Below are 10,936 nucleotides of genomic sequence, written 5' to 3' on the forward strand. Positions count from 1 at the left end.
AACACCTCAACAATCAAGGCGTACTCTTGCCCGCCCTGACGCGTCCCCAATTGCATTCACACCTCAATCCGGCCAATGCCAAGCCGGCTCATCGAGCATCCCCTGCCCGACGATCACTGTCTGCCCCAACTCTTTCGTCAGCCTTATGGCATTGCAGCCCTCATCCTCTTCCAGCGCCGCCACCAACCGCGGGGCATGCGATACCACCCACACCTGGCACTGCTGCGAAGCCCGCCGGATCAGCCGCGCCAGCGCCGGTAGCAAGTCGGGGTGCAAGCTGGTCTCCGGTTCGTTGAGCACCATCATGCTCGGTGGACGGGGCGTCAGCAGGGCTGCCACCAGCAGCAGGTAACGCAAGGTGCCGTCTGACAGCTCGGCGGCACTCAACGGCCGCAACAGCCCTGCCTGCTGAAAGCGCAGGCTGAACAAGCCACCCGGTGTCGCCTCGATGCCCACCTGTGAGCCAGGGAAGGCATCGCTGACCGCCGCCTGCAGCGCATCGAAATCGCCGATCTCCTTGATGGTCTGCAACGCCGCCGCCAGGTCACGGCCATCGTGGTGCAGCACAGGCGTGCGGGTGCCAAGGCGCGCTTGGCGTGCCGGTGCCTCGGGGTCGGTACGGAAGTGATCATAGAACCGCCAGCTGCGGATCTGCTCTCGCAGGTGCAGCACTTCAGGTGAGCCCTGCACGCTACCAACCTGGTCGAACAGGCTGTCGAACTCGGTCATGTGCTGGCTCATGACCTGCCACTGGCGCCCCTCGCGGGCGCGCACCATGGCAGCGCTGCGCTCCACCAGCAGGCTGGCGGGGCGGCAGACCGGGCCCGCCCAGATCGCTTCATGCTTGATCTGCGGGTCCAGGGAAAACTTCGACTGGCTTGGCTCCGGCAGCCCAAGGCCAATGGCATAACCGAAATCTTCATCGGTGAAGCCCATTTTCAGGCGCCGTACCTGCTGGCGCGGCCCACCTTGCACCGGCACCTCGCCCTTGAGCATGCGCCGGCTGAGTTTTTCTGGCCCGGCATGGAACGTGGACTCCAGCCCACCCTCGGCCGCCAAGGCATTGACCACCCCGCCGCGCGCTGTCTCGGCCAGCAGGCGCAGGGCCTTGTACAGGTTGGACTTGCCGCTGCCATTGGCGCCGGTAATCAGGTTCAGCCGACCCAGCGGCATCACCAGCTGGTTGATCGAGCGGTAGTTGGCAATGGCCAGAGTCGTGAGCATGGGGCGCTTCCGTGTGCGGGCGAACAGGCAGTATCGCTGTTTGCTGAACCCTGAACTACGCTAACAGTCGCATTCCTCGAACCATTTGCGCGCAAGCAAGGAGCCCGCATGACGTTGAGGCGTCTTCTGTCGGTCGTCTGCCTGGGGTTGCTGTTCATGTTGTCGGGGTGCGAGAGGGAAGTCTCGAGCCCGGAACTGCCTCGGGTCGGCGTGCTACAAGTACAACCCACTGACTTCGCTGCCAGGGTCACCCTGACCGGCGACGTGCAGGCACGGGTACAAACCGATTTGTCGTTCCGTGTGGGCGGCAAGATCATTTCACGCAGCGTCGATGTGGGCGATCACGTCAAGGCCAACCAGGTACTGGCGCGGCTTGACCCCAAAGACCTGCAGAACAACGTCGACTCGGCCAAGGCTGAAGTGTTCGCCGCCCAGGCGCGTGTGACACAGACGGCCGCCGCCTTCGTGCGCCAGCAAAAACTGTTGCCCAAAGGCTATACCAGCCAGAGCGAGTACGACTCTGCAGAAGCGGCGCTGCGCAGCAACCAGAGCGCGCTCAAGGCCGCTCAGGCACAGCTGGCCAATGCCCGGGAGCAGTTGAGCTATACCGCGCTGGTGTCCGAGGCCGATGGCGTGATCACCGAGCGCCAGGCCGAAGTCGGCCAGGTGGTGCAGGCGACCATGCCGATCTTCGGCCTGGCCCGCGATGGCGACCGCGACGCGGTGTTCAACGTCTATGAATCGCTGCTGGTGGCGCCGCCAAGCGATGCCGGAGTGGTCGTCAGCCTGCTCGATGACCCCAGGGTTCAGGCCCAGGGTTTTGTCCGCGAAATCACCCCGACGGTGTCGGCGCAGAGCGGCACGGTGCAGGTCAAGGTGGCCTTGCGCAACGTGCCGCCGGGCATGCAATTGGGCTCGCCGGTCACCGCCACGGCCAATGCTCAGGGGCGACCGAGCATCGAGTTACCTTGGGCGGCACTGACCAAGGCCTTGCATGAGCCGGCAGTGTGGGTGGTAGGCGAGGGCGACAAGGTCGAGCTGCGCAAAGTGCAGGTCACGCGCTACCTCACCGGCAAGGTCGTCGTCGCCCAAGGCATCAAAGGTGGCGAAACGGTTGTGGTCAGCGGTGGTCAGCTCTTGCATCCGGGCATGCAGGTTGAAAAAGTCGATGCTCAGGATGGAGGCGCCGCGCCATGAAACGTCTAATGCTGATAGGCGCGGCAGGGCTGTTGTTGAGCGCCTGTGGCAGTGAAGAACAGCAACCCGAAGCCGTGCGCCCTGTGCTGTCGACCTTGGTCGAAGCCCAGGCGCAGTCGCAACTGGGCCGCTTCGCCGGCGCAATCCAGGCGCGCTTCGAAAGTACCCTGGGTTTTCGCGTCTCCGGGCGCATCGCCCGGCGTTGGCTGGATGTCGGCGCCCAGGTGAAACCCGGCGATACCTTGGCCACCCTTGACCCGACCGACCAGCAGAATCAGCTGCGCGCGGCCGAGGGCGACCTGGCCAGGGTTCAGGCGCAGTGGATCAACGCCCAGGCCAACGCACGTCGTCAGCAGCAGCTGTATGACCGCGGCGTCGGCGCCCAGGCCCAGCTGGATATTGCCCAGACCGACCTGAAAACCACCGGTGCCAGCCTGGAACAGGCCCGCTCGGCGGTCAGCCAGGCTCGCGATCAGCTCGACTACAGCACCCTGCGCAGCGACCATGCGGCCGTGATCACCGCCTGGCAGGCCGAAGCCGGGCAGACCGTCACGGCCGGTCAGGCCGTGGTCACCCTGGCCCGACCAGACGTCAAGGAAGCGGTCATCGACTTGCCCATAAACATTGCCGAAGCATTGACCAAGGACCTTACGTTCACCGTTGCCTCGCAGCTGGATACCAGCATCAACACCACCGCCACCCTGCGTGAGCTGGAGCCCCAGGCCGACGCTGCCACGCGCACCCGGCGTGCCCGGCTGACCCTGGCCAGCACCCCGGATGCGTTCCACCTGGGCACGGCGATCAGCGTGACCCTGACCTCGGCGATCACCCCGCGCAGTGAACTGCCCCTGAGCGCGCTGCTCGAGCGTGATGGCAAGACCCAGGTCTGGGTGATCGACCCCCAACAGAAAACAGTCGCCACCCGTGACGTCACGCTGACCGAGCGCACCAGCGACAGCTTCTTGTTGAGCGCCGGCGTACAACCCGGCGAGCGCGTGGTTACCGCTGGCGTGAACAGCCTCAAGCCCGGCCAGAAAGTTACCTTCGACGAGGACGCGCAATGAAAGGAAGCTTCAACCTGTCCGAATGGGCGCTGCGCCACCAGTCCTTCGTCTGGTACCTGATGTTCGTCGGTTTGTTGATGGGGATTTTTTCCTATTTCAACCTGGGCCGTGAGGAAGACCCGTCGTTCACCATCAAGACCATGGTGATCCAGACCCGCTGGCCGGGTGCGACGCAGGACGAGACCCTTTACCAGGTCACCGACCGCATCGAGAAGAAGCTCGAAGAGCTCGACTCCCTCGACTACACCAAAAGTTACACACGCCCCGGCGAGTCCACCGTCTACGTCTACCTGCGCGACACCACCAAGGCCGCCGACATCCCGGACATCTGGTATCAGGTGCGCAAGAAGATCCAGGACATTCGCGGCGAATTCCCCCAAGGCATCCAGGGGCCGGGCTTCAACGACGAATTCGGCGACGTATTTGGCTCCATCTACGCCTTTACCGCCGATGGCCTGACCCTGCGCCAGCTGCGTGACTACGTGGAGCAGGCCCGGGCCGAAGTGCGTGAAGTACCCAATATCGGCAAGATCGAACTGGTCGGCACCCAGGACGAAGTGCTGTACCTGAAGTTCTCCACCCGCAAGCTGGCGGCACTGGGCATCGACCAGCGCCAAGTCATGCAGGCGCTGCAGCAACAGAACGCGGTGACCCCGGCCGGGGTGATCGAAGCCGGGCCAGAGCGCATCTCGGTACGTACTACCGGGCAGTTCGCCTCCGAGAAAGACCTGCAGACCGTCAACCTGCGGATCAATGACCGCTTCTTCCGCCTGGCCGATATTGCCGATATCGAGCGTGGCTACGTCGACCCGCCTTCGCCGATGTTCCGCTACAACGGCCAGACTGCCATTGGCCTGGCGATCGGCATGAAGGCCGGCGGCAACATTCAAGTGTTCGGCGCTGCGCTGAAGCAGAAGATGGACAGCATCGTCAGCGACCTGCCAGTGGGCGTGGGTGTGCACACCGTGTCCGACCAGTCGGTGGTGGTCAAGGACGCGGTGGGCGGCTTTACCAGCGCCTTGTTCGAGGCGGTGGTGATCGTGCTGGCGGTGAGCTTCGTCAGCCTGGGCGTGCGCGCCGGGCTGGTGGTGGCCTGCTCGATCCCGCTGGTGCTGGCCATGGTCTTTGTGTTCATGGAATACAGCGGCATCACCATGCAGCGGATCTCGCTGGGTGCGCTGATCATCGCCCTGGGGCTGCTGGTGGACGATGCGATGATTACTGTCGAGGTGATGGTCACACGGCTGGAAATGGGCGAGAGCAAGGAGCAGGCGGCCACCTTTGCCTACACCTCCACGGCATTCCCCATGCTCACCGGCACCTTGGTGACCGTGGCCGGCTTCGTGCCGATCGGCCTCAACGCCAGTTCTGCCGGCGAGTACACCTATACCCTGTTCGCAGTGATCGCCGTGGCACTGATCGTGTCCTGGGTGGTGGCGGTGTTCTTTGCGCCGGTGCTGGGCGTGCACATCCTCAAGATTGACAAGCTCAAGGCCCACGACGCCGAGCCTGGCCGGTTAGGGCGGGCGTTCGAAGGCGGTTTGCTGTGGTGTATGCGCAACAGATGGCTGACCATCATCGGCACCATCGTACTGTTCGTCCTGGCGTTGTTCTGCATGCGCTTCGTGCAAAATCAGTTCTTCCCGTCGTCCGATCGCCCGGAAATCCTCGTCGATCTCAACTTGCCGCAAAACGCCTCGATCGAGGAGACGCGCAAGGTGGTCGACCGCCTGGAGGCGAGAATCAAGGACGACCCGGACCTGGTGCGTTGGAGCACCTATATCGGCCAGGGCGCAATCCGCTTCTACCTGCCCCTGGACCAGCAACTGCAGAACCCGTACTACGCCCAGCTGGTCATCGTCAGCAAAGGCTTCGAGGAGCGTGCGGGCATGATGGCGCGCCTGCAGAAACTGCTGCATGAAGAGTTCGTCGGCATCGGCACCAACGTGCAGTCGCTGGAAATGGGCCCGCCGGTGGGCCGGCCGATCCAGTACCGCGTCAGCGGCAAGGACATCGACCAGGTGCGCAAGCATGCGATCGACCTGGCCACGCTGCTGGATGCCAACGAGCACATCGGCGAGATGATCTACGACTGGAACGAGCCCGGTAAGGTGCTGCGAATCGAAATCGCCCAGGACAAGGCACGCCAGCTGGGGCTGTCGTCCGAAGACGTGGCGAACGTGATGAACAGCATCGTCAGCGGCGCACCGGTGACCGAGGTCAACGACAATATCTACCTGGTGGACGTGGTCGCCCGTGCCGTGGACAGCGAGCGGGGCTCGCCGGACACACTGCAGAACCTGCAGATCGTCACCCCAAGTGGCACCTCGATACCGCTGCTGGCCTTCGCCACCGTGCGCTACGAACTGGAGCAGCCGCTGGTGTGGCGCCGTGACCGCAAGCCGACCATCACCATCAAGGCCTCGGTCAACGGCGACATCCAGCCCACCGACCTGGTGGCCCAACTGAAGCCGAAGATCGATGAATTCGCCAGCCAGTTGCCGGTCGGCTACGAAGTGGCCACGGGCGGTACGGTGGAGGAGAGCGGCAAGGCCCAAGGCCCGATCGCCAAGGTCATCCCGCTGATGCTGTTCCTCATGGCGACCTTCCTGATGATCCAGCTGCACAGCGTGCAGAAGCTGTTCCTGGTGGTCAGCGTGGCGCCGCTGGGGCTGATCGGTGTGGTGTTGGCGCTGGTGCCGACCGGTACGCCGATGGGCTTTGTGGCGATTCTCGGGATTCTCGCCCTGGCCGGCATCATCATTCGCAACTCGGTGATCCTGGTGACCCAGATCGACGAGTTCGAAGCGCAGGGGTTCTCGCCATGGGATGCGGTGGTGGAGGCCACCAACCACCGGCGGCGGCCGATCCTGTTGACTGCGGCGGCAGCCAGCCTGGGCATGATCCCCATTGCCCGAGAGGTGTTCTGGGGGCCGATGGCCTACGCCATGATCGGCGGCATCATCGTCGCGACGTTGCTGACCTTGCTGTTCCTGCCGGCCCTGTATGTGGCCTGGTACAAGATCCGCGAGCCGCAAAAACAAAACTGACGCGCATCATCGAACCCTGTGGGCGCGGCTAAACCCGCGCCCGCAGGGTCTTTTTAAAATGGTTATATAAACATTCTTAAACAGTATTTTTAAGAATATCCGCGCCTCACTACTATTGCCCTCAAGCCAGGCGCAAACCCCCCTTCAAACCTCTGCCCGGCACCCTCACTCCAAGGAGAACGAGCATGAGTGCATCTCTGCGTAGCATCGACGGTCAGGACGAAGCCACCATTCTGCGTGAGATCCAGAGCGCCTTGCGCGATCTGCGCTTCGGTGCGGTGGAGATTACCGTGCACAACGCTCAAGTCGTCCAGATCGAGCGCAAGGAGAAGTTCCGCCTGCAACAGCCCGGCAACAAGTCCGGCTGATCGCGCCACACCTTCAAAAAATTAGAAAAATGCCAATCGGGAGCTTCACCATGTCCATCCGCCGTTATGCGCTCGCCGCCCTGGCCAGTGCTGTTTTTGCCGGTTCCGCAATCGCCAAGGACTACGAACTGCTGAACGTGTCCTATGACCCGACCCGTGAGCTGTACCAACAGTACAACGCCGAATTCATCAAGCACTGGCAGCAGTCCCACCCGGACGACAAGGTGAAGATCCAGCAATCCCACGGTGGCTCGGGCAAACAGGGCCGTGCCGTGATCGATGGCCTGCGCGCCGACGTGGTGACCCTGGCCCTGGCCGGCGACATCGACGAAATCGCCAAGCTCGGCAAGACCCTGCCGGACAACTGGCAGACCCGCCTGCCGGACGCCAGCACCCCGTACACCTCGACCATCGTGTTCCTGGTGCGCAAGGGCAACCCGAAAGGCATCAAGGACTGGGGCGATCTGATCAAAAAAGACGTTTCGGTCATCACCCCGAACCCGAAAACCTCCGGCGGCGCACGCTGGAACTTCCTTGCCGCCTGGGCCTACGGCTTGAAGACCGGTGGTAGCGAAGACAAGGCCAAGGCCTATGTGCAGGAGCTGTTCAAGCACGTGCCAGTGCTGGATACCGGCGCCCGTGGCTCGACCATCACCTTCGTCAACAACGGCCAGGGCGACGTCCTGCTGGCCTGGGAAAACGAGGCCTTCCTGGCGCTGAAGGAAGACGGGGGCGCCGACAAGTTCGAAATCGTCGTGCCTTCGCTGTCGATCCTGGCCGAGCCACCGGTGGCCGTGGTCGACAAGAACGCCGAGAAGAAGGGCAATACCGCAATTGCCACCGAATACCTCAAGCACCTGTACAGCCCGGCTGGCCAGAAGATTGCCGCCGAGAACTTCTACCGCCCACGTGACGAGAAGGTGGCTGCCGAATTCGGCAAGCAATTCCCGAAACTGGACCTGGTAACCATCGACAAGGACTTCGGTGGCTGGAAAACTGCACAACCGAAGTTCTTCAACGACGGCGGTGTGTTCGACCAGATCTATCAGGCCCAGTAATTCTGCGCCTGCGGGAGCAACACCCTTCAGTAGCCTGCACGGGCCCGGCTTAACCGCCGGGCTTCGTGCGTTCAACCAGGGATATTTATGTCACGTCGTATTTCCCCCGTCATACCCGGCTTCGGGCTGACGCTGGGCTACACCTTGGTGTACCTCAGCCTGATTGTGCTGATACCGTTGGCCGCGATGTTCGTGCATGCCGCGCAGCTGACCTGGGAGCAGTTCTGGACCATCATCAGCGCGCCGCGGGTGATCGCCGCGCTCAAGCTGAGTTTCGGCACCGCCCTGTTCGCCGCCATCATCAATGGCGTGATCGGCACCCTGCTGGCCTGGGTGCTGGTGCGCTATACCTTCCCCGGGCGCAAGATCATCGACGCGATGATCGACCTGCCATTCGCCCTGCCGACTGCCGTTGCCGGTATCGCCCTGACTGCCCTGTACGCCCCGGCGGGCTGGGTCGGCCAGTTCGCCACCGACCTGGGCTTCAAGATTGCCTATACGCCGCTGGGTATCACCCTGGCGCTCACCTTCGTCACACTGCCATTCGTGGTGCGCACGGTGCAGCCGGTACTGGCCGACATCCCCCGTGAAGTGGAAGAGGCCGCCGCCTGCCTGGGCGCGAAACCGCTGCAGGTGTTCCGCCATGTACTGGCGCCAGCACTGCTGCCCGCCTGGCTGACCGGTTTTGCCCTGGCCTTCGCCCGCGGGGTGGGTGAGTATGGTTCGGTGATCTTCATTGCCGGCAACATGCCGATGAAGACCGAGATCCTGCCGCTGCTGATCATGGTCAAGCTCGACCAGTACGACTACACCGGCGCGACCGCCATCGGCGTGTTGATGCTGGTGGTTTCCTTCATTCTGCTGCTGCTGATCAACCTGCTGCAGCGCCGTATCGAAACCCCTTGAAGGAGGCCGGCTATGTCTAGTTCATCCCTGAGCGCTACTGCCGCCGCCAATGCTGCCCGGCGTGGCAGCGCCACCTCGCGGCGTATTCTGATCGGCCTTGGCTGGCTGGTGTTCGCGCTGTTCCTGCTGCTGCCGCTGGTGATCGTGGTGTCGCAGGCTTTGAAGAACGGGTTTGGCACCTTCTTCGAAGCGATTTTCGAGCCTGATGCGCTGTCTGCGCTCAGGCTGACCTTGCTGGCGGTGGCCATTTCGGTACCGCTGAACCTGGTGTTCGGCGTCAGCGCCGCGTGGTGCGTAAGCAAGTACACCTTCCGCGGCAAGAGCGTGCTGGTGACCCTGATCGACCTGCCGTTCTCGGTGTCGCCGGTGATCGCCGGCCTGGTCTACGTGTTGATGTTCGGTGCCCAAGGCTTCTTCGGGCCATGGCTGCAGGACCACGATATCCAGATCGTCTTTGCCTTACCGGGCATCGTGTTGGCCACCATCTTCGTCACCGTGCCGTTCGTGGCCCGTGAACTGATCCCGCTGATGCAGGAGCAGGGCACCCAGGAAGAAGAGGCCGCGCGCCTGCTCGGTGCCAATGGCTGGCAGATGTTCTGGCACGTGACCCTGCCGAACATAAAGTGGGGCCTCATCTACGGCGTGGTGCTGTGTACCGCGCGAGCCATGGGTGAGTTCGGCGCGGTGTCGGTGGTGTCGGGCCATATCCGCGGCGTCACCAACACCTTGCCGCTGCACGTGGAGATCCTCTACAACGAGTACAACCACGTCGCGGCCTTCAGCGTGGCCAGCCTGTTGCTGATCCTGGCGCTCTTCATCCTGCTGCTCAAGCAGTGGAGCGAGAACCGTATTAACCGCCTGCGCCACAGCGCTGCGGAGGAATAATTCATGTCGATCGAAGTTCGTAACGTCAGCAAGCGCTTCAACAGCTTCCAGGCCCTGGACAACATCAACCTGGATATCCACAGCGGTGAGCTGGTGGCCTTGCTCGGCCCGTCCGGCTGCGGCAAGACCACCCTGCTGCGCATCATCGCCGGGCTGGAAACGCCGGATGACGGCAGCATCGTGTTCCACGGCGAGGATGTGTCCGGCCACGACGTGCGTGATCGCAACGTCGGGTTCGTGTTCCAGCATTACGCGCTGTTCCGCCACATGAGCGTGTTCGACAACGTCGCTTTCGGCCTGCGCATGAAGCCCAAGGGCGAGCGCCCGAGCGAGAGCAAAATTGCCGAGAAAGTGCATGAGCTGCTGAACATGGTGCAGCTCGACTGGCTCTCCGACCGTTACCCCGAGCAGCTTTCAGGTGGCCAGCGCCAGCGTATCGCCCTGGCTCGCGCCTTGGCGGTGGAGCCCAAGGTGCTGTTGCTCGATGAGCCGTTCGGTGCCCTGGATGCCAAGGTGCGTAAAGAGCTGCGCCGCTGGTTGGCGCGCCTGCACGAGGACATCAACCTGACCTCGGTGTTCGTGACCCATGACCAGGAAGAGGCCATGGAAGTGGCGGACCGCATCGTGGTGATGAACAAGGGCGTGATCGAGCAGATCGGTTCGCCGGGTGAGGTGTACGAGCAGCCGGCCAACGACTTCGTTTATCACTTCCTGGGTGACTCCAACCGCCTGGCCTTGAGCGAAGGGAACCATGTGCTGTTCCGCCCGCACGAGGTGTCGCTGTCGCGGCATGAGACCGAGGGGCATCACGCCGCCGAGGTGCGCGACATTCGCCCGCTGGGCGCGACGACCCGGGTGACCTTGAAGGTGGAAGGGCAGAGCGAGCTGATCGAAGCTGAGGTGGTCAAGGACCACGATAGCCTGACTGGCCTGGCGCGGGGGGAGACGCTGTTCTTCAGGCCGAAGGTCTGGCAGAAGGTGGCGGACATCTGATCTGTCAGTGAACGAAGAACCCGGGCATGGTCCCGGGTTTTTTATGCCTGATGGATTGCTGAGGCTGCGAAGCTCTCGCGACAATCTGATGCCTAACGCGAATATTTTATATGCCCTGAATGCATCGTCTTTTTCTGACGCCTCTACAGCCCTTGAGGCGCGAGGCTTTGCCAGAGAACATGCTTTTTAAT

General features: G+C 62.8%; 9 protein-coding genes. 8 read left to right on the forward strand and 1 reads right to left on the reverse strand.

Going from position 1 to position 10,936, the window contains the following annotated elements; translation table 11 throughout:
* Positions 1 to 63 precede the first annotated feature (63 nt).
* Positions 64 to 1,224, reverse strand: coding sequence for an AAA family ATPase (locus tag NP534_RS22765; protein ID WP_274100195.1), 1,161 nt, complete (start codon positions 1,222 to 1,224; stop codon positions 64 to 66).
* A 108-nt stretch (positions 1,225 to 1,332) separates the two neighbouring features.
* On the opposite strand from NP534_RS22765, the gene NP534_RS22770 reads away from it, so the two are divergent.
* The 8 genes from NP534_RS22770 (at position 1,333) to NP534_RS22805 (ending at position 10,745) form a co-directional block, all read left to right on the forward strand.
* A complete protein-coding gene (locus tag NP534_RS22770) occupies positions 1,333 to 2,421 on the forward strand; it encodes an efflux RND transporter periplasmic adaptor subunit (RefSeq protein WP_274100196.1) in 1,089 nt (362 codons plus the stop codon).
* Positions 2,418 to 3,485 carry an efflux RND transporter periplasmic adaptor subunit gene (locus tag NP534_RS22775; RefSeq protein WP_274100197.1) on the forward strand — a complete coding sequence of 356 codons (1,068 nt, stop codon included), beginning with the start codon at positions 2,418 to 2,420 and terminating at the stop codon, positions 3,483 to 3,485. Before NP534_RS22770 ends, NP534_RS22775 begins: the two co-directional genes overlap by 4 nt.
* Complete coding sequence (locus NP534_RS22780; protein ID WP_186664672.1) at positions 3,482 to 6,535, forward strand: efflux RND transporter permease subunit; 3,054 nt, start codon at positions 3,482 to 3,484, stop codon at positions 6,533 to 6,535. The genes NP534_RS22775 and NP534_RS22780 overlap by 4 nt, the downstream gene beginning before the upstream one ends.
* 185 nt (positions 6,536 to 6,720) lie before the next feature.
* Positions 6,721 to 6,903 carry a sulfur starvation response protein OscA gene (oscA, locus tag NP534_RS22785; protein ID WP_016489716.1) on the forward strand — a complete coding sequence of 61 codons (183 nt, stop codon included), beginning with the start codon at positions 6,721 to 6,723 and terminating at the stop codon, positions 6,901 to 6,903.
* A gap of 50 nt (positions 6,904 to 6,953) precedes the next feature.
* Positions 6,954 to 7,961 (forward strand): sulfate ABC transporter substrate-binding protein, encoded by a 1,008-nt coding sequence (locus NP534_RS22790; RefSeq protein WP_033702118.1) that lies wholly within the window; start codon positions 6,954 to 6,956, stop codon positions 7,959 to 7,961.
* Positions 7,962 to 8,048: 87 nt separating this feature from the next.
* A complete protein-coding gene (gene cysT / locus NP534_RS22795) occupies positions 8,049 to 8,867 on the forward strand; it encodes a sulfate ABC transporter permease subunit CysT (RefSeq protein ID WP_028632112.1) in 819 nt (272 codons plus the stop codon).
* A 12-nt stretch (positions 8,868 to 8,879) separates the two neighbouring features.
* The gene (gene cysW, locus NP534_RS22800; RefSeq protein WP_033702114.1) at positions 8,880 to 9,752 is read left to right on the forward strand and encodes a sulfate ABC transporter permease subunit CysW; all 873 of its coding nucleotides are present in this window, start codon (positions 8,880 to 8,882) and stop codon (positions 9,750 to 9,752) included.
* A 3-nt stretch (positions 9,753 to 9,755) separates the two neighbouring features.
* A complete protein-coding gene (locus NP534_RS22805; RefSeq protein ID WP_033702112.1) occupies positions 9,756 to 10,745 on the forward strand; it encodes a sulfate/molybdate ABC transporter ATP-binding protein in 990 nt (329 codons plus the stop codon).
* Positions 10,746 to 10,936 lie beyond the last annotated feature (191 nt).

The organism is Pseudomonas sp. 39004 (assembly GCF_028682155.1).
Classification (GTDB): Bacteria; Pseudomonadota; Gammaproteobacteria; order Pseudomonadales; family Pseudomonadaceae; genus Aquipseudomonas; species Aquipseudomonas capeferrum.

Coding starts and splice junctions, on each gene's coding strand:
- NP534_RS22790 (WP_033702118.1), top strand. CDS start 6,954: ATGTCCATCCGCCGTTATGCGCTCGCCGCCCTGGCCAGTGCTGTTTTT.
- NP534_RS22780 (WP_186664672.1), top strand. CDS start 3,482: ATGAAAGGAAGCTTCAACCTGTCCGAATGGGCGCTGCGCCACCAGTCC.
- cysT (WP_028632112.1), top strand. CDS start 8,049: ATGTCACGTCGTATTTCCCCCGTCATACCCGGCTTCGGGCTGACGCTG.
- cysW (WP_033702114.1), top strand. CDS start 8,880: ATGTCTAGTTCATCCCTGAGCGCTACTGCCGCCGCCAATGCTGCCCGG.
- NP534_RS22770 (WP_274100196.1), top strand. CDS start 1,333: ATGACGTTGAGGCGTCTTCTGTCGGTCGTCTGCCTGGGGTTGCTGTTC.
- NP534_RS22765 (WP_274100195.1), bottom strand. CDS start 1,224: ATGCTCACGACTCTGGCCATTGCCAACTACCGCTCGATCAACCAGCTG.
- NP534_RS22805 (WP_033702112.1), top strand. CDS start 9,756: ATGTCGATCGAAGTTCGTAACGTCAGCAAGCGCTTCAACAGCTTCCAG.
- NP534_RS22775 (WP_274100197.1), top strand. CDS start 2,418: ATGAAACGTCTAATGCTGATAGGCGCGGCAGGGCTGTTGTTGAGCGCC.
- oscA (WP_016489716.1), top strand. CDS start 6,721: ATGAGTGCATCTCTGCGTAGCATCGACGGTCAGGACGAAGCCACCATT.